Below are 19,840 nucleotides of genomic sequence, written 5' to 3' on the forward strand. Positions count from 1 at the left end.
TCGATCAGTTCCTCCTTGGTGTTTATTTATCGAATTTGATCTCGTCGATCGCTGTCAGCGTCGTCTTGGCCGAAACGCCGGGCGCATTGGCGAAATGCCAGGCGACATACTGCTCGGCATAGGGATTGGTGGAGGACATGCCGTCGACCGGCAGGATGACGTTCATGCCCTTGAGCGCCGCATAGGCGGCTGTGTTCAGCACCGCCCCTTCCGAGGCCGTGCCCGTGACGATGACCGTCTTGATGCCCTTATCCTTCAGGATGTTTTCGAGATCGGTATTGATGAACTTGTTGGCGCCGGATTGCACGACCGGATCGCCCTCCTTTGGCGCCAGCACGTTGGCGATGTCACCTGCCGTCGCGCCACCGGTGATGCTGTAGACGACGGGAACGCCGCTTGCGCGCGCCTCTTTCATCAGCTTTTCGACCTTCGGCAACGAAGCGATGCAGCGCTGCTTGGTCTTGGTGTTGCAGGGCCCCTTCTCCGGGTTCTGCGCACCGTTGAAATCGAGGAGCAGAAGCGCCGTCTCCGAGGCCTTCACATCGACCGGTTTCAAAGCAGGGGCAGCCGGCGCCTTCACTGTGCTCCAGTCGTCGATGATCGTCGCCTTGGCGGCGGATGCGCCGAGAGCGGCAATCAAAAGAAAGCCGGCGAATGCGGCTGCGGCCTTGGTTTTCATGATGGTATTCTCCGGGGGCAAAGGGTCGCGGCAAATCTCCGGATAGGCCATCCGCCTGTCAAATCACCAAGCCGCGACCGGTATGTGATCGGCGTTCGATTACCGCTTGGGATGGATGTCGCCTGCCTCTCAGAACTCGACGCCCGGCTGACCCCTGATACCGGAGCGGAAGGGGTGTTTGACCAGTTCCATCTCGGTGACCAGATCGGCGATCTCGATCAGCTCTTCCTTGGCATTGCGACCGGTCAGCACGACATGCGTCATGGCGGGCTTCTCGCTCTTCAGGAAGGTGACGACATCGTTGATGTCGAGATAGTCGTAGCGCAGCGCGATATTGATCTCGTCGAGCAGCACCATGGAATTGCGCTCGTCGCGGATCAGCTCCTTGGCCTTTTCCCAGGCGGCCGAGGCTGCGGCGACATCGCGGGCGCGGTCTTGCGTTTCCCAGGTGAAACCCTCGCCCATCGTGTGGAACTGGCAGAGATCGGAGAAATGCTTCTCGATCAGATCGCGCTCGCCGGTCCACATCGCGCCCTTGATGAACTGCACGACGGCGGACGGCTTGCCATGGGCGATGTGGCGGAAGATCATCCCAAAGGCAGACGACGACTTGCCCTTGCCTTTGCCGGTATGGACGATGATCAGGCCCTTGCCATCGGTCTTGGTCGCCATGATCTTGTCGCGCGCGACCTTCTTCTTCGCCATTTTCTCGGCGTGCCGCGCATCGTCCTTGCCGCCCGCGTTGTTGTCCGGGGTCTCGTCGCTCATCAGTTTACCTCATTGCGTTGTATGGCGGCCAAGTCGAACCGGGCCGAATTGCTGCGCGGCGTCCAGAGGCTGCGGTCGATCGCTTCGCTGAGCCGCTCCCGCATCTCGTCGAATGCCGCCGGGTTCTTCTCCATCATGAAGCTGCGCACAGTGGGATCGGCGACGAAGGCTTGGTAGACGGCCTCGAAATGATGTTCGCCGACCGCCCCCGTCGTCGCCGAAAAAGCGAAGAGATAATCGACGGTGGCGGCGATCTCGGCCGCGCCCTTGTAACCGTGGCGCATGACGCCCGCTATCCATTTCGGATTGACGACGCGGCCGCGCACGACGCGGCCGATCTCCTCTTCCAACGACCGGATCACCGGCTTTTCCGGCCTCGAATGGTCGTTATGATAGATCGAAGGGCGCGCGCCGGCGAGCTGTTCGGCCGCCGCTGCCATGCCGCCCTCGAACTGGTAATAATCGTCGCTGTCGAGCAGATCGTGCTCGCGATTGTCCTGGTTCTGAATGACCGCCTGCACCGAGCGCAGCCGTTCCTCGAACAAGCCGCGTTCGGCCTTGCCCTCCTCGCCGGCCCCATAAGCATAGCTGCCCCAGACGAGATAGGCCTCGGCAAGATCGGCGCGCCGCTCCCAGCCCTTTTGGTCGATCAGCGCCTGCAATCCGGCGCCGTAAGCGCCGGGCTTCGAGCCGAAAACCCGGTAGCCCGCCCGGCGTTTCGCCGAGGCCGCGTCGAGACCGGCGGCGGCAAGCCTTGCCATCTCACCGCGCATGCGCGCTGCAATCGGGTTGTCCGTCTCGTCCTCTTCGAGCGCGCCGACGGCGCGGACCGCCTTGTCGAACAGGGCGATCTGCTCGGGAAAGGCATCGCGGAAGAAGCCGGAGATCCGGAGCGTCACGTCGACGCGCGGCCGCCCGAGCATCGCCGGCGCGATGATCTCATAGCCGGTGACCCGGCGCGAACTCATGTCCCAGAGCGGCTTGACGCCGATCAATGCCAAAGCCTGGGCGATATCATCGCCGCCGGTGCGCATGTTCGAGGTGCCCCAGGCCGTCAAGCCGAAGGAAACCGGCCATTCGCCGTGATCCTGCACGTAACGGCGCACCAAAAGCTCGGCGGATTTCTTGCCGAGCTCGTAAGCCGCCGGCGTCGGCACGGCGCGGCTGTCGACCGAATAAAAGTTGCGGCCGGTGGGCAGCACATCAGGCCGGCCGCGGGTCGGGGCGCCGGAGGGACCGGGTACGACGAACCGGCCATCGAGGCCTCTGAGCAGCCCTTCGATTTCCGCGGCGCCGCAAGCGAGGATGGAAGGCTTGAGACGGGTTTCGATCTCCGCGAGCACCGATCTGGTTTGGGACCAGAGGAGCGGGCACGCCATCTCGCCGGAAACGAACTTTGCGGCGAGCAGTTCGATGCGCTCGACGGTGTCGCCGTGGGTGCGCCAAAGGGTGTCGCGAATTTCTGCGAGGATATCCGGCCGTGGGCCGCTCCAAACGGCTGCCATATCGGTGTCGAGAGGGTCGAAGGAAGACCCCTCCCCAACCCCTCCCCACAGGTGGGAGGGGCTTATCGCTGCACTCGCGGCAACCTCTGCGACCAAAGCTGATGCAGAGACGGCGCGCCCAGCAAGCCCCTCCCCCTTGTGGGGAGGGGTTGGGGCGGGGTCTTTTGGCTGAAAGGGGTTTCCGAACGCATCCCCAGCGATCGCCCGCTGCAAGCTCGCATCCCCGCCCTCACCCAGTCCGCGCGGCACCCGCGCCAGCGCCACGGTCAGATCGGTCAGCAACCGTCCCTCGGGCGACACGCCGAACACATGCAAGCCATCGCGGATCTGCATTTCCTTGAGATCGCAGAGATAGGCGTCAAGCTTCTTCAGCGCCTCGCCTTCGCTCTCGCCCTTGGCAATGCCCGCATCCCGGTCGAGTCCGATATCGGTCACAAGATCAAGAATCTGTCGGCTGAGCAGGCGGATGCGGCGGGGATCGCCGCCGGAGGCCTCGTAATATTCGTCGACCAGCGCTTCCAGGTCCTTGAGCGGTCCGTAGCTCTCGGCCCGCGTCAAAGGCGGCGTCAGATGATCGATGATGACGGCGGCAGTCCGGCGCTTGGCCTGTGTGCCCTCGCCCGGATCGTTGACGATGAAGGGATAGAGATGCGGCAGCGGCCCAAGGATCGCCTCGGGATAGCAGTTCTCCGACAGCGCCAGCGCCTTGCCCGGCAGCCATTCGAGATTGCCGTGTTTGCCCATGTGAATGACCGCATGGGCCGCGAATTCACGGCGCAGGAAGGCATAGAAAGCGAGATAACCGTGCGGCGGTACGAGATCCGGCGAATGATAGCTCTCCTTTGGATCGATATTGTAGCCCCGCGCCGGCTGGATGCCGACGAGCACCCCGCCGAAGCGGGCGAAAGGCAGGGCGAAGACGCCCTCGCGAAAATACGGATCGTCCTCGGGATTACCCCAGCGGGCTCGCACCTCATCCTGAATCTGATTGGGAAGAGATTCCAGGAAGCCGTTGTAGCGACTCAGGGAAAGTGTCTCGCGGATGACCCTGCCGTCGCGTCCCGAGTTGGTCGGCCCCTCCATCAGATGCCGGATCAGCGCGTCGCCGTTGGCCGGAATATCGGCGGCCGGATAACCCGCTGCCTCCATCGCGCGAAGCACCTCGATGGTTCCGGCCGGCGTATCGAGGCCGACGCCGTTGCCGAGCCGGCCATCACGGTTCGGATAGTTCGCCATGACAAGCGCGATGCGCCGGCCCTGCGCCGGTGTCCCGCGCAGCCGCGCCCAGTTGGCGGCAAGCTCCGCCGTATAACGCACCCGGCCGGCATCCGGTTCGCTGGCGACGATATTCGTTTCGACCGCCGCGTCGTAGCGCGCCGCCGTCTTGAAGGAGACAGCCCGCGCCAGCACTCGGCCGTCAACCTCGGGCAGCGCAACGTTCATGCCGAGATCACGCGCCGAAAGGCCCTGAGAGGAAGCGGCCCAGGCATCCCTCGACGAGGCCGAGAGGATCGCCTGCAGCACGATCGCCCCATTCGCCTCCAGCACCGTCGGCTGCCGGTCCGCACCCGGCGCGGAGACCGCAAAGCCGGTGGTATTGATGACCACATCGGGCTTCAGCGCCGAAAACACGCTTTCGAGAATGCCTTTGGAAATCGGATCCTTGAGGCTATAGGCAAAGACCGGCAGTGGCCGAAGGCCGAGTGCGGCCAGCGCCTCGACCAGTGCCTCGATCGGCCCGGTCTCGCCGCTTTGAACGAGGGCGCGGTAGAAGCTGATGGCGACTGTCGGGGGTTCAAATCCCTCCTCCGCGACCATCGCCACACCCGAAGACACCTCCGCAGCAACAACCGGCAGCCATTCCTCAACCCCGATCAGCCCTCGCCCCGGCCACCAGATCCCCGCCTTCATCAAAGGCACCGCCGGTGCCGGCTTCTCGGCACCCGACAACATCGCCCCGGCATAATCGAGAAAAGCCCGCGCATTGGCATCGCCGCCCTCGATCAGATAGGCCCAGAGCGCATTGAGATCGTCGAGATCAACATTGGAAAAAGAAACCAGTCCCGCATCCGGCTTGGCATCGCCCGGCAGCACTGCAATCAGCGCCCCGCTGCGAGCCGCGACCGCATGCAACGCCTCCAGCGCATAGTGGAAATAGCTCGCTCCGCCCAGCGCCCGCACGATGATCAGCTTCGCATGCCGCGCCGTCCGCTCGACATAGGTATCGACCGACATCGGATGCTTCAGGCTCATCAGGCTGGCAAGCCTCAGCGCATATCCGCTCGCCCCGCCGGCATGAGCCGCGGCGATTGCCGCAAGCTCGGTGTCGGCGGCCGAGAGGAACAGGACATCGCCCGGCGACTGGCCGAGGTCGATGGCCTCGTCGCCGTCACTGATCGTCCCCTGCTGGGCCAGAAGCAGATGCATTCTCTATCCTCGGACCAGCGCTTCGATCGCCTTGCGCACCGCGTCCTGATCCATCTCGTGGAGGCCGATGACGACGAGACGCGTGTTGCGCGCTTCACCCGGTGCCCAGGCGCGGTCGAAATATTGGTCGATGCGCGCACCCACGGCCTGCAGCTGCAGGCGCATGGGCTTGCCGGAAACCTCGATGAAGCCCTTGAGGCGCAGCACATCATGCTCAGCGATGATGCCCTTCAGCTTCTCGACGAAACCTGATGTATCCGCAATCGCACCAAGCTCGACGACGAAACTGTCGAATTCGTCGTGACCGTGCGGCTCGCCGTCCTCATGCTCCAGCTCGTGATGGGACTTGCGGTTGGCGATATCGTCTTCCGCGCCGATGCCGAGGCCGAGCAGCACGCTTGCCGGCACCTCGCCATTCCTGGCTTCGATCATCACGGGCTTGCGGGCAATGCGCGAGGCGACCTCGCTCTTCACGCGGCCAAGGCCGGCGACGTCGATCAGGTCGGTCTTGTTGAGAACGATGAGATCGGCGCAGGTGAGCTGATCCTCGAACAGCTCCTCGATCGGGCTTTCGTGATCGAGCGATTCATCCTCGGCGCGGCGCGCATCGACGGCATCATGGTCGTCGGCAAAACGCCCGGCGGCCACGGCCGCACTGTCAACCACAGTGATGACGCCATCGACGGTCACCTGGGTGCGAATATCGGGCCAGTTGAAGGCAGCGACCAGCGGCTGCGGCAAGGCGAGGCCCGAGGTTTCGATGACGATATGGTCGGGCCGCTGTTGGCGCTCGAGCAGCTTCGTCATCGTCGGAATAAAATCGTCGGCGACGGTGCAGCAGATGCAGCCGTTGGTGAGCTCGATGATATCGTCCTCGCTACAATTCTCCGCACCGCAGCCTTTCAGCACGTCGCCGTCGACACCGAGATCGCCGAATTCGTTGATGATGAGCGCGATCTTTTTGCCGCCGGCATTGGTGAGCAGGTTGCGGATCATTGTCGTCTTGCCGGCGCCGAGGAAGCCGGTGATGACGGTTGCGGGAATCTTCTGCTGGTTCATGGACTTAACCCTTCATTTTCAGCGGCAGGCCTGCCGCGATGAAATAGACTTCAGCGGCCTTCGCCGCGATCGATTGGTGCAGCCGGCCTGCATGATCGCGAAAATCCCGCGCCATGCGATTGTCGGGCACGATGCCGAGGCCGACCTCGTTGGAAACGAAAACGAGCCGCGCTTTGGCGCCGGGCAGGAAATCGGCAAGGGCGGCAAATTCCGCCGCCATGTCGCGCTGCTCCATCATCAGATTGGTAACCCAGAGCGTCAGGCAGTCGATCAGCACGATGCGCCCTTCGCCGTCGATGGCGGCAAGCTTGCCGACCAGATCGAGCGGCTCCTCATGCGTCGCCCAGGACGGGCCGCGATCGACCTTGTGCTTGATGATGCGCGCCTGCATCTCCTCGTCCCAGGCGCGGCCGGTGGCGAGGTAGTGGCGATCGAGGCCGGTGGCGACGACAAGAGATTCGGCGAAGCGGGACTTGCCGGAGCGGGCGCCGCCGAGGATGAAGACGGTGTTGGATGGGACGCTTGTCATATGCAGACCGTCGCCAGAGGAAACGCGACGTTCCGCCACCCTCCCTCATTCCCTTCCTCGGGCTTTGCACGAGGGATCTCACAGGAATCCAGCCACGGCGCGTCCGCGCCGTGAATGACTCGGTTAAAGGGGAGTCCTCCGCGCCCAAGGACTTGGGCGCACTGGATTCCTGTGACGAGCACAGGAATGAGGGAGGAGAGGAATGTACCCACCAAACACGCCGCAACGGAAGGCGCCGACACCTGTAAGGTCCCGCCAAACCGCGCCGCACCAGGCCGCGCTGAATTCAATCGTTCAGCCAAGACAACCTCCGTGCTGGCAGCGGGCATAGCGCCCAGGGTTGGGCTTCTCGCCCGGCACGGGATGGCAGGTCTCCTGGCTCGCGGTTGTCGGCCGATCGGGGCGGACCGGAAACCGGTCGCCCTGATCCTGCCGGCGGATCTGCCTCGCCTTCCCGGCTGCATCGGTGAAAGAGTGGACGATTCGTAGATATAGAGGCGTCCGACCCCGGTTGATCACCATGCATGTCCAGTGGCTTTTCCGGCATATCGCCCATCCGTCCCGCCTGCACCATTGCAGGGGCCGGCCGGAAGCGCTCGATGCCGGATGGAAGACCCTGACCGCTCTACAGTCGCGGGGTCGGCTGTGATAAAGGCGCCCGGCTTGGGTCCGCCCCGTCACATTCCCTTTTCATCCGGAAGGGCGCTACACCGATCCGGAACCATCCGTTATATCAGGATGGTCAGGTGACCATCCGTTGAGGGATGGTTAGGCAAGCCCGGGAGTGAAGTCAACCGGCCTTGACGGCCGCCCGATCGCCGGTAAGGCGGCGCACTCATTCAAACATGACTTACTCCACCAGAAATATCGTCTTTTATCAGAGACTTACGTCATAAATATTTGACCCGAACGCCGGCTTTTCGCCGCAATTGCACTGCAAGCGGACTGCGCCACCGCCCTTGACCGAGCCTCTCCCCGCCTAGTTGTCTGGCCATGCTTATGAAATTGGATCGGCGCCGTCTGCGCGCGCTGCGTGTTTTCTTTGATCCGGGGCGGCTGCGTGCGCTGACCCGCCGCAGCGAGGTCGGCCTGTCGCTTGCGGGCGCTGTCGTCGGCATCGCCTCGGGGCTTGCCGTCACCGGCATGAGCTTCGTCTCCAATGAATTGCACCGGCTGGTCTTCGGCATCGCCGACGACGAAAGGCTGAGCTCGTCCGACATCGACGACAAGCTGCTGCTGCTCGCGGCCCCTGTCGTCGGCGGCATCCTGCTCGGGCTGTTGCTTTTCATCTTGGCGAAACGACGCAAGAAGCCGATGGTCGATCCAATCGAGGCCAATGCTCTGCATGGCGGCCGCCTGTCCTTGACCGACAGCATCATCGTTGCCGTGCAGAACCTGATCTCCAACGGCTTCGGCGCCTCCGTCGGGCTCGAGGCCGGCTATACCCAGCTTGCCGCCGGCATCGCCTCGAAATTCGGCCTGAAGCTGCAGCTTCGCCGCTCTGATCTGCGCGTGCTCGTCGGTTGCGGGGCGGCCGGCGCTATCGCCGCCGCCTTCAACGCGCCGCTGACCGGCGCCTTCTATGCCTTCGAGCTGATCATCGGCACCTATACGATCGTCTCGCTGACCCCCGTGGTTGTCTCGGCCCTTGTCTCCACTCTCATTGCAAGGCTGCTTGCCGACGGCGATTTCGCCATCGATATCGGCAGCTTCGGCACGGTCGTGCCGGCCGATTATATCCCGGCCCTGCTGCTCGGCGCCTTTTGCGCCGGTGTCGGCATCCTGATCATGCAGGGCGTCGCCTTCGTCGAGGAACTGGCGCGCAAGAGTGCGATCGCTCCGCCCTTCCGCCCGGCGCTTGGCGGCATCGTCGTCGGACTGCTGGCGATGATCTCTCCGCAGGTGCTTTCGGCCGGCCACGGCGCGCTGCATCTCAACCTCTCCCGCGATGTGGCGATCCCGACGCTGATCGGCCTCTTCCTCTTGAAATCCTTTGCCTCGGCGATCTCGATCGGCTCCGGCTTCAGAGGCGGCCTGTTCTTCGCCTCGCTGTTCATGGGTGCCCTGCTCGGCAAGCTCTTTGCCTATTGCGGCCCCTATTTCGCCGATGCGACGCTGACGCCTGTTATCTATGCCGTGGTCGGCATGAGTTCGCTCGCCGTCGCCGTCATCGGCGGGCCGCTGACGATGACCTTCCTGGCGCTGGAAATCACCGGCGATTTCCCGATTACCGCACTGGTGCTTGCCGCCGTCATCACCTCGTCGCTCGTGGTGCGCTCGACCTTCGGCTACTCCTTCGCCACGTGGCGCTTCCACTTGCGCGGCGAGAGCATCCGCAGCGCCCACGACGTGGGCTGGATTCGCAACCTGACCGTCAACAAGCTGATGCGATCAGACGTCAAGACCGCCAAATCAGGCATCTCGCTGGAAGAATTCAAGCAGGCCTTCCCGATCGGCTCGACCCAACGCGTCATCCTTGTCGAGGAGAGCGACAAATATGCGGGCCTGCTGCTGGTGCCGGAGATCTACGCCAATCCGACCGACGCCCAGGACGAGGGCAAGTCGCTTGCCGACTTCATCCGCTACCGCAACGATTTCCTGCAGCCGCAGATGAATGCCAGGCAAGCGGCGGCGATCTTCGACAAGAGCGAAAGCGAAGCGCTCGCCGTCGTCAACAATCTGATCGAACGCAAGGTGATCGGCCAGCTCAGCGAAAGCTACACGCTGCGCCGCTACAGCGAAGAACTCGACCGCCGCCGCCGCGAAGTGTCAGGCGAGATCTGAGCCGCTCCGACCGACAGCGCCCCACGTCTTTTCAGACGCTCAAAGGACGCTGCTGCACTTTGAATTATTCAGCGGCGTCGGCGAGCCTGAAGACATCAGCCCGCTTCGAAACCCCGCGCAGCTCGAACGATCCGAGATATTGGCAAGGCGCGGCGCAGGTCGTCGCGAAGCTCTCCGACATCAACAGGGGTTGATCCAGCGTGCCGCAGAGCTTTTCGAGCCGTGAGGCCTCGTTGACCGCCCTGCCGATCACCGTGAAATCGAGCCTGCCATGGGCGCCGACATTTCCGTAGAAAACCTCGCCGAGATGCAGAACGACGTCGACGCCGATATCGGGGCCGCCATTGCCCGTCCGCTCGCGATTGAGCGCCTCGTTTGCCTTCAGCAGGTTCCTCGCCGAAGCGAGTGCCGCCACGCAGGCCCGTTGCGGATCGTCCGCATCGGTCGGAAAGATCGCCAGCACGCTGTCGCCCATGAACTTCAGGATCTCGCCGGAATTTTCCTCGACATGCCGGTCGATCAGTTCGAAATGTTCGTTCAGAAAGCCGACGATCTCTTCGGGCTGATAGGCTTCGGTCAGGGCGGTGAAATTCCTGAGGTCCGCAAGCAGGATCGCGGCATTGATGGAGCCGCCCGTTCCCCGCTGGGTTTCGCCGGCGAGAATGCGCGCACTCGTCCTGGCGCCGGTATAGACGGCGAGGATATCGGTCGCGGTCTTCGATGCCGCCACGCGGTAGGCCGCAAGCCCCAGCGCCGGGAAGAGCGCTTCGACAACCCCAAGTTGTTGATCGGAAAATCCGCCCGGCGCGTCGCTGGTCAGCGAAAAACCAAATCCGCGCAACGCAACCTCCTTCGGGAATTCGAAAAGGCTGATGACGTGATCCGTGCCTCCGGCGAGCGCGAATTCGTGAAGCTCGCTGTAGGCGAGGCCCTCGCCTCTCTCCAAGCTCCACCGCCCTCTTCTTTCGCCACGGTTCAAAAGATAGAATATCGGCGTCTCCTCGAAGATGCGCTCCCCCGCAATGCCGTGTTCGGCATTTTCGATGGTCGTGACGCCGCCCCTGATGAAATTGGCCGAGATGCCGCGATACATGGGATGGATGGACGGCATTCGGATGCTCGCCCGCCAGATCGGAAATCCCTCGGCGATCAGCCGGTCGCACAGCCCGGCGACGAGATCGCCAATATGCTCGCTGGTGATTCCCTGCTCTATAAGCCAGTGAATATGATCGTTAATTTTCAAAACCTCCGCATCGGGCCAAGAGCCGCAGAAGCCGTTTTCACGATCGAGGCCAGGCACCGGGAACCGCAAGACAGGGGCTGAAAGAGCCATGTCGCGCATGCCATTCATTAGCCTGCTTCGCGTCGCGATACCACTCCCGGGCGAATGAGAGATGCGGAATTCGAGAGCGACAAACGCCGGTGTCACGGATGACAAATTGCCTCAGTCTCCCCGGCGATTGGCGAAACCTGCTGCAGTTTGCCTCTTGGGAGGCGATAAAAGGGATCTCGCCTCGCCACGCGGCGATGTCCTTCGGCATGGGATCCCCAGCCGCTCACATCCTGACCGTCATGCCGCCATCGACGGTCAGCACGTGGCCGTTGACGAAGGAGGCGGCGCCGCTTGCCAGAAACAACGCCGCGCCGGCGATCTCGTCCGGGCGTCCCCAGCGTTGGACCGGGATGCGCTGGCGTACGAAGGGCATCAATTCCTCATTCTGCGCCATCGCCGCATTCGTCTCGGTGGCGAACCAGCCGGGCGCAATTGCGTTGCTGGTGATCCCGTACGGGCCGAATTCGACCGCCATGCCACGCATCAGGCCGGTCAGTCCCTGCTTGGCGGCAGGATAGACGCAGTCGCCGGGCATGACGACATGGCCGCTGATCGAGGTCACCGCGATCAGGCGGCCGTGATTGCGTCGCTTCATCAGCACGGCAGCGTCGCGCGAAAGCGTCATCGCCGCCGCCAGGTCGGTGCGCAGCAGCTCGATGATCGCATCATCGTCGAATTCGGCCAGCGGCCGCCGGTCGCGGGCGCCGACATTGTTGATCAGGATATCGAGACGACCATGGATCTTGTCGATATCGGCCATCACAGCACGCTGTGCCTCCCGGTCGGCTACGTCGAACGCAGCCGCCTCAGCCGTCCCGCCCGCGGCACGGATGGTCCTGACGGCGCCTTCCAGCGTCGCCGCCGTGCGTCCGTTGACGATAACATGGGCGCCCGCCTCGGCAAGGGCGCGCGCCATTTCGAAGCCCAGACCACGGCCACCGCCGGTCACCAGCGCCACCTGACCTACCAGTGAAAATCTATCCAATACGCTCATGGTTTTCGTCGCTCTCAACCGGGTCCGCCGCGACAATTAATGGACTCAGTCAACTAATTTGGCAATAGCAGCGAGATGCCCAATGAATCGCAGGTTTTCACCCGCATCATCTCCTCTGGCAAGGCGCCTCACTTGTCCTTCGTCATTCCTGTGCTCGTCACAGGAATCCACCCACGGCGCGTCTGCGCCGTGATTGATTCTCATCCAAACAGGATGTCTTCCGCGCCCAGAGACTTGGGCGCACTGGATTCCTGTGACAGGCCCAGGAATGATGGAGGTTGGGGTGACCGGTGTGCTGTGTCGCTGACAGCCCCGCCCAGAGCACATCGGGTCTACCCAAGCAGCCCGGCCAGCCAGCGCGGGTCGAGATGTCTCTGCAGGCCACTCGCGACTTCGTCCAACGCCCGATCGACGCTCTCGCGGTAATTCCTCCGCTCAGCCGAGAGCCCGAAACTTTGAAGCAGCCGAGCGCGGTAGCTGTCGCTGCCGAACAGCCCGTGCAGGTAGGTGCCCATGATCCGGCCGTCGGCCGACAGCGCGCCGTCGGGCGCGCCGTCGATGATCGCCGAAGGCCTGATACAATCCGGGCCGCGGGTGATGCCGAGGTGGATCTGGTAGCCGGCAAGCGGCGTATCATATTCGGTCGAGCGGGCCTGGCTGTTGCGCACGGTTTTCTCCGGCGCCATCTCGGTCTCGACATCGAGAAAGCCAAGCCCCGGCGTCTCCAGTGCCCCGCCCTCGAGCCCAAGCGGATCGCGCACAGTCCGCCCGAGCATCTGATAGCCGCCGCAAATGCCGATCACCCTGCCGCCGCGCCTGACATGCGCCTGGAGATCGCGGTCCCAGCCCGCAGCCCTGAAATCGGCGAGATCCGATATCGTCGATTTCGAGCCGGGAAGCACAACGAGGCTCGCATCGGCAGGTATCCGCTCGCCTGATCGCACGAAGACCAGCTCGACATCCGGCTCGGTCCGCAGCGGGTCGAGATCATCGAAATTGGCGATGCGCGGCAGCACCGGCACGGCGATCTTCAGCGCCCCTGCTCCGCCCCGCGCCAGCCGTTCGAGCACCACCGAATCTTCGGCCGGCAGGCGCCCAGCGCCCGGCAGCCACGGCACGACGCCGAAACACGGCCAGCCGGTAAAGCCTTCGATGGCCCGGATGCCGTCGTCAAACAGCGAGATGTCGCCGCGGAACTTGTTGATGATATAGCCGGCAATCATCGCCCGGTCGCCCTCGTCGAGGATCGCATGCGTACCCACAAGTGAAGCGATAACGCCGCCGCGGTCGATATCGCCGACGAGCACGACGGGCACGCCGGCCCGCGTCGCAAAGCCCATATTGGCGATATCGCCCGGCCTGAGATTGATCTCGGCCGGCGATCCCGCACCTTCGACGATAACGAGATCGGCACCCGCAGCCACTTTCTCGAAGCTTTCGAGCACGGCGCCGAGCAGCTGCGGCTTCAGCCGCTGGTAGTCGCGCCCCTTGGCTTGGCTGAACACCCTGCCCTGCACGATAATCTGGCTGCCGTTGTCCGATTGCGGCTTGAGCAGCACCGGGTTCATGTGCACCGAGGATGGCGTGCGAGCCGCCAGCGACTGCAGCCACTGCGCCCGGCCGATCTCGCCGCCATCGTCGGCAACTGCCGCATTGTTCGACATGTTCTGTGGCTTGAACGGCCGAACCGTCAGCCCACGATTGGCCGCCAGCCGGCAGAGGCCCGCGACCAGCACCGTCTTGCCGACGTCCGAGCCGGTTCCCTGCAGCATGATCGCTCTTGCCATGGTGGCCGCCTTTCGCTGAGGCGACGCCTACAATGGGTGTCGATACAAGGTCAAGGCTTGGTCCGGGTCTGGCTGCGCGCATAAACGCGAAAACCGCGCATCGCCTTGGCTCTGCGCGGTTTGCCGAAAACTCAGGCGTCTTCACCACTACACGGCGAAGCTCGCTCTCTCCGGTACGCACTACCTGAACCAGAGAAGCGGCGGTCATTCCCGCCACGACCCAACTGATAACGGCACATTCTTACCGGAGAGTTATTGAAGGCTTACGCAAATGTTAATTTCGATCTTTTTTGACATTCTCGCCGAAATTTCTGCCGAAGCTCCGCCGGCGATCGCCAAGAGCGTGCGTTTCGCCCGAGGGCGCCATTCGGGGGATACTGACATAAATTCTTCGAATTCAACTATTTAGAGACGCAACCATGAGCAGAAGACGGTTGATTTCTGCGAGCGAACGCGTAGGCTTCGCCAAAATGCGCCATTGTTGACCATCGCCTGCGACGAGCCGCCGGACAGCCTTGTCGGTGGATTGCAAATCCGGCCGCGCGTCCGCCTAAGAATTCGGGGAATGACGATGAAGACGTATCTGATGACGGCCGTCTTTGCCGCGGCTCTTTCTACCATCGCGCCGGCCGAAGCCGCAGAGTGCGGCAAGGTTTCGATCGCCGAGATGAAATGGGCCTCGGCAGGTATAGCGGCAAACTTCGACAGGATCATCCTGGAAAAGGGCTACGGCTGCTCCGTCACCATCGTCGACGGCGACACCCTTCCGACCTTCGCCTCGATGAACGAGAAAGGCACCCCCGACGTCGCCTCGGAATATTGGATCAATTCCGTCCGGGCCCTGCTCGATCAGGCCGTCAACAGCGGCCGGCTGGTGCAGGGAGCCGAGATTCTTGCCGATGGCGCGGTCGAGGGCTGGTGGATCCCGAAATTCATCGCCGACGCCCACCCCGACATCCGTTCGGTCGAAGATGCGCTGAAACATCCCGAACTCTTCCCGGCCGAGGACGATGCGTCCAAGGGCGCAGTCTACAATTGCCCTGCCGACTGGAGCTGCCAGATATCGACCACCAATCTGTTCAAGGCACTCGCAGCGGACAAGAAGGACTTCGAGCTTGTGGAAACCGGCAGCCCCGAACAGCTCGATGCCTCGATTGCCCGCGCCTTCGACAACAAGGTCGGCTGGCTGGGATACTACTGGGCGCCGACTGCGGTCCTTGGCAAATACGACATGACGCGGCTGAGCTTCGGCGTCGGTCATGACAAGAGCGAGTGGGACCGCTGTACGGCGGTTGCCGGCTGCAACAGGCCCCAGCTCAATTCCTACCCCGTCTCGCGCGCGTTCACGTTGATGACCAGATCCTTTGCCAGCCGCGCCGGGCCTGTCACCACCTATCTCAAAACCCGCAAATGGGACAATGGCACGATCAATCAGGTGCTCGCCTGGCAAGACGAAAACCGCGAGAGCAACGAGGATGCCGCGATCTATTTCCTTCGCAATTACGAGGGCCTGTGGATGAAATGGGTGCCAATCGATGTAGCCGAGAAGGTCAAGGCGAGCTTATAAGGTCAGGAGACGATCAACGACCGGACGATTCGACATGACTGGCAACGTTCCCTTTCCCGACCGCGATACCGTTGCGGAAAAGCTTGCCGCGCTGTCGGAGGCCGACAAGTCATACTTGGCGCTGCTCATGGAAAACGCCGCGCAGGACGACAATCTGCTGGAAGGCTTGCGCCGCCATCTCGATCTTGCCGCCGGATCGCGGTTGCTGAACTCGCTGAAGCTCGAAAACCTCGGACTGTGGCTGGGGACCGAGGCGCCCGACCGTCTGCAGATCAGGCTGATGGAAACCGCCCGCTCCAGCCAGCACCCCGCCTATCAAGCCTTCCGGACCGGCCTCAGCCGATCCGGCGGCCTCGAAAAGGCTTATCCCTCGGCCATTTTATAATGGTCCGACCGGTCGTCGGTTGGGCCCCGGTCACCCGATAGGGTGGTCCGGACCCGGTCATCCCCCGGTCATCCGAAGGATGATCCGGTCAGGATCATCCCGATCAAGCAAACCTCTCAGCCGATCACTTCTTCGCAGCACGATCGACCGAGCGGCCGGCGTCCTGGGTGGCGTTCACGGTGTTTGCCGTATCCTTTCCTATGCCGCGGATCGTGTTGCCGCAGGAGGAAAGGGCAAGAAGAACCATAAAAGCTGCGGCAATTTTGGCCGTTGTCGTCATTTCGAATATCCTTGTTTGAAATCAACCCCGAACGGCACTTATGCCGTTCGCGCCGATAACGCACAAGTGAAGAAAAGGTTCAACGGTTGAAGACATCGTCAGGCAGCGACCGCCTTCGCTCTTTCGGCAAAAGCGCTGCGAATGCTGTCGGCCACCGTCTCGATCGGCCCCGACATCTGCGAAGCGGTCAGCAGGCGGATGTCGAAGGCGCCGAGTTCCGGCAGCCCTTCATTCGGGCCGAGGAGCGCCATGTCCTCGTTGACATAGGAAAGCGGCAGCGGCGCGATGGCGAGATCGGAGAGCACGGCGGCGCGCTGCGCCATCGTGTGGCCGCTGAGATAGGCGACGCGATAGGGCCGCTTGTTGCGCTCGAGCTGGGTGAGTGCCTCCTGACGCCAGATACAGCCATCCTCCCAGATCGAGATCGGCAGGGGATCGCGGCGATGCGCCGAACCGCACCTAGCGCCGGCCCAGACCAGCCGCTCGCGGTAAACCACCTCGCCGCCGGTCGGGAACGGCCGCGTCGCACAGTTGATCAACGCCAGATCGAGCCGTTGCTCCTCCATGCGCTTCTTCAACCCGATGCTCATGTCGATCGTCACGTCGACCATGATGCCGGGATAGCTTTCGGCGAAACTCTTCAGGATGCTCGGCAGCAGCCGTTCGCCAATATCCTCCGGCGCGCCGAGCCGCACGACGCCGCTGAGTTCGGGCATGATGAAGCGCGACACCGCCTCGTTCGATAGCGCCAGGATGTTGCGGGCGTAGGATAGCAGCATCTCGCCATGCCGCGTCAGGGATACCGAGCGGGCGTCGCGCAAAAACAGCGTCGCGCCGAGCTGCTCCTCAAGCTTCTTGATCTGCATTGACACTGCCGACGGCGTGCGGAAGACCGCTTCGGCCGCGGTCGAAAAATTGCCCGTCTCGGCGATGGCGACAAAGGTACGCAGCACATCGTTGTCAAGCAGCGGAATGGGACGGCGAAAGGGAATGCTCATCGTCACATCTTTCAATTTTTCTGATTTATAACCCCATATCATTTTGTTTGATTGAATGTCAATCGGCCGCATATCTTCAGTGTCAGCAGCAATGATGCCAGCAAAGGAGGCCGGACATGACGCAATCAAGCATCTGGAATATCGTACAGGCCCTTTCCGCATTCAAGTCGCAGAGGCGCCGGGATGCGAACCATGCGTATGCGATCCGGCAGCTAAAGCGGTTTCCGTCGCATCTGCTGGCGGATTGTCAGCGCGAAATGGAGTTGAACACCTCGGCTGCTGAAGCGGATGATCGACGATGGAACGGCGGTCACATGCCGCCCAACAGCTTGAAGGCGATGACCCACATCGTGAATGCGACGAGCGTTTCCAGCATCCGCCAGGACGAAGGCTTCGAGAAGATCGGCCGCAACCATGTTGCGCCATATCCGAGCGAAAAGAAGAACAGGAAGGAACCCGTCACCGCGCCGGCGGCAAACGAAGTCTGCTGCCCGGGATAGCGTGTCGATATGGTGCCGAGCAGCACGACCGTATCGAGATAGACATGCGGATTGAGCCAGGTGAGCGCGAGGCAGGTCATGAGCGTCTGACGGAAACTCGCCGTTCTGGCCTCCGCCGCCGTGAGGGTAGCGGAAGACCGCAAGGCGGAGTAGAGGCTCTTGGCACCGTACCAGACCAGAAACGCTGCCCCTCCATAACGCATGACGGGATCGAGCCAGGGCATCAACCCGGCGATCTGCTGCAGGCTGGTCACCCCGAGCACGATCAGCGCGGCATCGGAGACCGCGCATGCGAGGCAAACGGCGAAGACATGTTCGTTGCGCAAGCCCTGGCGGAGGATGAAGGCGTTCTGTGCACCGATGGCGACAATCAGGCTGAGGCCCATCATCAGGCCGGTTATATAAATTGAAACATTCATCGCTTCGGCCAACGCCCCTCATTTCGGTGAGGTTGTGCTAGCGCGATTAGGAGATTTAGACTAGTTAATCCAGCTTATTCCGATTAAGTGAAACTAATCCATGCTCGATTATCCCGCGCTGCGCGCCGTCGCAACCATTGTCCAGACAGGTAGTTTCGAAAGAGCGGCGGCCGTCCTGAACGTCACCCCTTCGGCCATTTCTCAGCGCGTGAAACAGCTGGAAGAGCGTCTCGGCGTCGTCCTCATCGTCAGAGGCACGCCGTGCACGGCGACGGAAAAGGGAGAATGGCTCTGTCGCCATATGGAGAATGTCGGCATGCTCGAAGCCGAACTCTTCGGGCAGTTGCCGGCCCTCGTCGACCCCGACGAACCACGCCAGAGGGTCACGCTTCAGATTGCAACGAATGCCGACAGCCTCGGGACATGGTTCGTCGAGGCCATGTCGAATTTCGCCAAAAGCTCTTCCTATCTGCTGAACATTGCCGTCGATGATCAGGACCACACCGCCGAATGGCTGCAGCGCGGGCGGGTGATCGCCGCCGTCACCAGCCTGGAAAAACCGGTCCGCGGATGCCGGCGTTTTGCCCTTGGGGTTCTGCGTTACCACGCCACGGCAACGCCCGATTTCGTGGCACGCCACTTTCCGCAGGGCGTAACCTCAGAGGCGATCCGCAATGCTCCGGCCCTGACCTTCAACCAGAAAGACAGGCTGCAGAGCAGCTGGATACGTAAAACGTTCGGGCGCGATCTCGATTATCCCACCCACTGGCTGCCCTCACCGCAGAGCTTCGTCGAGGCGAGCCTCTCCGGCATGTGCTGGGGAATGAACCCGACCCAATTGACCCGCGAGCATCTCGCATCCGGACGGCTGGTCGAGCTGGTGCCCGACACGCCGCTCGATGTTCCGCTCTACTGGCAGATAAACCGCCTCGCCGCCGACCGCCTGGCGGATCTGACGCGCGAAGTCGTCGCAGTGGCCAAGCGCCGTCTTTGATGCATCACTTAAATATGCAGCAGGACCGGCTCGCCTTGTTAGACGTAAGCCGTGCGGCTGCCGAAGTCGCTGGTCTCGTCTGAGCGTCACTTTCGATGATGGAATGTCATCGTTCTAGCCACGGACGGTAAAGCTTCGATAAATAAAGTACCCAATGGTACTAAAATAATGGGAAAGGCTATACAAATATCGCTCTCTTACGCGATAGCGATGATCTCCAGCTCCTGGCCGCCCGCCTCCACGACATCGCCGACAGCCTTGCCCATCAGCAACCGCGCCACCGGCGAGACGTAGGAAATCGATCCGGCCTTGGGATCGGCTTCGTCCTCCCCGACGATGCGATAGGTCTGCACGCGCGCGTCGTCGCGACGGAAAGTCACCGTATTGCCGAAGGTGACGGTGTCGCTTGACGTGGGGTAAGGCACAAGCTGGGCAGTACGAAGTCTTGCCGCTAAGTAACGAAGATCACGCAAGGGATTGGCCGTCTGCCGCCGCCGTTCGTTCACGTCTTCGATGATGCTCGCGGCATCATAGGCCTCGCGGGCCTGCTGAAGTTGCAGCTCCAGAGCCTTCAACCCCGCCTCCGTGACAAGGTTCGGGTGCGGCGACACCGGACGGTCGGGCAGCAGGGTTTCCGAAGCCGTTTCAAAACTCTCTTCCTTGGTAAAGGCGACGGCCAATCTCGGACTCCGTTTTAGGCGCAGTGCGCACTTGTAGCTGATGGGCAATTGCCCCAAATCTCTGTCGAAACCATACATCGACCGCGCACGAACCGCCAATCCTGCTTCATCGGCAGCCGCTTTCAAGGATCATGACTCCGCAGATTGGGAGC

Annotated in this window: 16 protein-coding genes, 1 pseudogene and 1 riboswitch; of the genes and pseudogenes, 5 read left to right on the forward strand and 12 right to left on the reverse strand. The window is 62.4% G+C overall.

Going from position 1 to position 19,840, the window contains the following annotated elements; genetic code table 11:
- Positions 1 to 22 precede the first annotated feature (22 nt).
- The 5 genes from PO860_RS10955 to cobU all read right to left on the reverse strand — a co-directional run bounded on the left by PO860_RS10955 (position 23) and on the right by cobU (position 6,967).
- Entirely contained in the window at positions 23 to 679 is a 657-nt protein-coding gene (locus PO860_RS10955; RefSeq protein ID WP_273883847.1) for a cysteine hydrolase family protein, read from the reverse strand.
- Between the two features lie 129 nt (positions 680 to 808).
- A complete protein-coding gene (gene cobO / locus PO860_RS10960; RefSeq protein WP_273883848.1) occupies positions 809 to 1,447 on the reverse strand; it encodes a cob(I)yrinic acid a,c-diamide adenosyltransferase in 639 nt (212 codons plus the stop codon).
- Complete coding sequence (gene cobN / locus PO860_RS10965) at positions 1,447 to 5,379, reverse strand: cobaltochelatase subunit CobN (RefSeq protein ID WP_273883849.1); 3,933 nt, start codon at positions 5,377 to 5,379, stop codon at positions 1,447 to 1,449. The genes cobO and cobN overlap by 1 nt, the downstream gene beginning before the upstream one ends.
- Positions 5,380 to 5,382: 3 nt before the next feature.
- Positions 5,383 to 6,438 (reverse strand): cobalamin biosynthesis protein CobW, encoded by a 1,056-nt coding sequence (cobW, locus tag PO860_RS10970; protein ID WP_273883850.1) that lies wholly within the window; start codon positions 6,436 to 6,438, stop codon positions 5,383 to 5,385.
- A 4-nt stretch (positions 6,439 to 6,442) separates the two neighbouring features.
- Positions 6,443 to 6,967 (reverse strand): bifunctional adenosylcobinamide kinase/adenosylcobinamide-phosphate guanylyltransferase, encoded by a 525-nt coding sequence (gene cobU, locus PO860_RS10975; RefSeq protein WP_273883851.1) that lies wholly within the window; start codon positions 6,965 to 6,967, stop codon positions 6,443 to 6,445.
- 41 nt (positions 6,968 to 7,008) lie between these two features.
- Between cobU and PO860_RS22330 the strand changes: the two are divergent.
- Positions 7,009 to 7,164, forward strand: a pseudogene (locus PO860_RS22330) (tRNA lysidine(34) synthetase TilS); the annotation flags it as partial.
- 151 nt (positions 7,165 to 7,315) lie between these two features.
- Positions 7,316 to 7,708: riboswitch (cobalamin riboswitch) on the reverse strand.
- 252 nt (positions 7,709 to 7,960) lie between these two features.
- Positions 7,961 to 9,751, forward strand: coding sequence for a chloride channel protein (locus PO860_RS10980; RefSeq protein WP_273883852.1), 1,791 nt, complete (start codon positions 7,961 to 7,963; stop codon positions 9,749 to 9,751).
- A gap of 64 nt (positions 9,752 to 9,815) precedes the next feature.
- Here PO860_RS10980 and PO860_RS10985 read toward each other — a convergent pair whose 3' ends face one another.
- The 3 genes from PO860_RS10985 to PO860_RS10995 form a co-directional block, all read right to left on the reverse strand.
- A complete protein-coding gene (locus tag PO860_RS10985) occupies positions 9,816 to 10,904 on the reverse strand; it encodes an adenylate/guanylate cyclase domain-containing protein (RefSeq protein WP_411196252.1) in 1,089 nt (362 codons plus the stop codon).
- Positions 10,905 to 11,307: 403 nt separating this feature from the next.
- Positions 11,308 to 12,078 carry an SDR family oxidoreductase gene (locus tag PO860_RS10990; protein ID WP_273883853.1) on the reverse strand — a complete coding sequence of 257 codons (771 nt, stop codon included), beginning with the start codon at positions 12,076 to 12,078 and terminating at the stop codon, positions 11,308 to 11,310.
- A 332-nt stretch (positions 12,079 to 12,410) separates the two neighbouring features.
- Positions 12,411 to 13,865, reverse strand: a complete 1,455-nt coding sequence (locus PO860_RS10995; protein ID WP_273883854.1) for a cobyric acid synthase — start codon at positions 13,863 to 13,865, stop codon at positions 12,411 to 12,413.
- A 565-nt stretch (positions 13,866 to 14,430) separates the two neighbouring features.
- Between PO860_RS10995 and PO860_RS11000 the strand changes: the two genes are divergently transcribed.
- Both PO860_RS11000 and PO860_RS11005 read left to right on the forward strand, forming a co-directional pair.
- Positions 14,431 to 15,432 (forward strand): glycine betaine ABC transporter substrate-binding protein, encoded by a 1,002-nt coding sequence (locus PO860_RS11000; RefSeq protein ID WP_272782375.1) that lies wholly within the window; start codon positions 14,431 to 14,433, stop codon positions 15,430 to 15,432.
- Between the two features lie 34 nt (positions 15,433 to 15,466).
- A complete protein-coding gene (locus tag PO860_RS11005; RefSeq protein WP_183607010.1) occupies positions 15,467 to 15,817 on the forward strand; it encodes a hypothetical protein in 351 nt (116 codons plus the stop codon).
- 124 nt (positions 15,818 to 15,941) lie between these two features.
- Here PO860_RS11005 and PO860_RS11010 read toward each other — a convergent pair whose 3' ends face one another.
- The 3 genes from PO860_RS11010 to PO860_RS11020 all read right to left on the reverse strand — a co-directional run bounded on the left by PO860_RS11010 (position 15,942) and on the right by PO860_RS11020 (position 18,014).
- Positions 15,942 to 16,097, reverse strand: a complete 156-nt coding sequence (locus PO860_RS11010; RefSeq protein WP_003560194.1) for an entericidin domain-containing protein — start codon at positions 16,095 to 16,097, stop codon at positions 15,942 to 15,944.
- Between the two features lie 98 nt (positions 16,098 to 16,195).
- On the reverse strand, positions 16,196 to 17,137 hold the full coding sequence (locus tag PO860_RS11015; RefSeq protein WP_183607009.1) for a LysR family transcriptional regulator: 942 nt from the start codon (positions 17,135 to 17,137) through the stop codon (positions 16,196 to 16,198).
- Between the two features lie 268 nt (positions 17,138 to 17,405).
- Positions 17,406 to 18,014 carry a LysE/ArgO family amino acid transporter gene (locus PO860_RS11020; protein WP_272782374.1) on the reverse strand — a complete coding sequence of 203 codons (609 nt, stop codon included), beginning with the start codon at positions 18,012 to 18,014 and terminating at the stop codon, positions 17,406 to 17,408.
- 100 nt (positions 18,015 to 18,114) lie between these two features.
- On the opposite strand from PO860_RS11020, the gene PO860_RS11025 reads away from it, so the two are divergent.
- Positions 18,115 to 19,008: a LysR family transcriptional regulator ArgP gene (locus tag PO860_RS11025; RefSeq protein WP_183607007.1), complete on the forward strand. Its 894-nt coding sequence runs from the start codon at positions 18,115 to 18,117 to the stop codon at positions 19,006 to 19,008.
- Positions 19,009 to 19,205: 197 nt separating this feature from the next.
- On the opposite strand, the gene greA is transcribed toward PO860_RS11025, so the two are convergent.
- Positions 19,206 to 19,688 (reverse strand): transcription elongation factor GreA, encoded by a 483-nt coding sequence (gene greA, locus PO860_RS11030; RefSeq protein WP_183607680.1) that lies wholly within the window; start codon positions 19,686 to 19,688, stop codon positions 19,206 to 19,208.
- Positions 19,689 to 19,840 lie beyond the last annotated feature (152 nt).

The sequence above is a fragment of the Rhizobium binxianense genome (assembly GCF_028994275.1).
In the GTDB taxonomy this organism is placed as follows: Bacteria; Pseudomonadota; Alphaproteobacteria; order Rhizobiales; family Rhizobiaceae; genus Rhizobium; species Rhizobium binxianense.

Coding starts and splice junctions, on each gene's coding strand:
- PO860_RS10995 (WP_273883854.1), bottom strand. CDS start 13,865: ATGGCAAGAGCGATCATGCTGCAGGGAACCGGCTCGGACGTCGGCAAG.
- cobN (WP_273883849.1), bottom strand. CDS start 5,379: ATGCATCTGCTTCTGGCCCAGCAGGGGACGATCAGTGACGGCGACGAG.
- PO860_RS11000 (WP_272782375.1), top strand. CDS start 14,431: ATGACGATGAAGACGTATCTGATGACGGCCGTCTTTGCCGCGGCTCTT.
- PO860_RS11015 (WP_183607009.1), bottom strand. CDS start 17,137: ATGATATGGGGTTATAAATCAGAAAAATTGAAAGATGTGACGATGAGC.
- cobW (WP_273883850.1), bottom strand. CDS start 6,438: ATGAACCAGCAGAAGATTCCCGCAACCGTCATCACCGGCTTCCTCGGC.
- PO860_RS10980 (WP_273883852.1), top strand. CDS start 7,961: ATGCTTATGAAATTGGATCGGCGCCGTCTGCGCGCGCTGCGTGTTTTC.
- PO860_RS11010 (WP_003560194.1), bottom strand. CDS start 16,097: ATGACGACAACGGCCAAAATTGCCGCAGCTTTTATGGTTCTTCTTGCC.
- cobU (WP_273883851.1), bottom strand. CDS start 6,967: ATGACAAGCGTCCCATCCAACACCGTCTTCATCCTCGGCGGCGCCCGC.
- PO860_RS11025 (WP_183607007.1), top strand. CDS start 18,115: ATGCTCGATTATCCCGCGCTGCGCGCCGTCGCAACCATTGTCCAGACA.
- PO860_RS11005 (WP_183607010.1), top strand. CDS start 15,467: ATGACTGGCAACGTTCCCTTTCCCGACCGCGATACCGTTGCGGAAAAG.
- PO860_RS11020 (WP_272782374.1), bottom strand. CDS start 18,014: ATGAATGTTTCAATTTATATAACCGGCCTGATGATGGGCCTCAGCCTG.
- PO860_RS10955 (WP_273883847.1), bottom strand. CDS start 679: ATGAAAACCAAGGCCGCAGCCGCATTCGCCGGCTTTCTTTTGATTGCC.
- cobO (WP_273883848.1), bottom strand. CDS start 1,447: ATGAGCGACGAGACCCCGGACAACAACGCGGGCGGCAAGGACGATGCG.
- PO860_RS10990 (WP_273883853.1), bottom strand. CDS start 12,078: ATGAGCGTATTGGATAGATTTTCACTGGTAGGTCAGGTGGCGCTGGTG.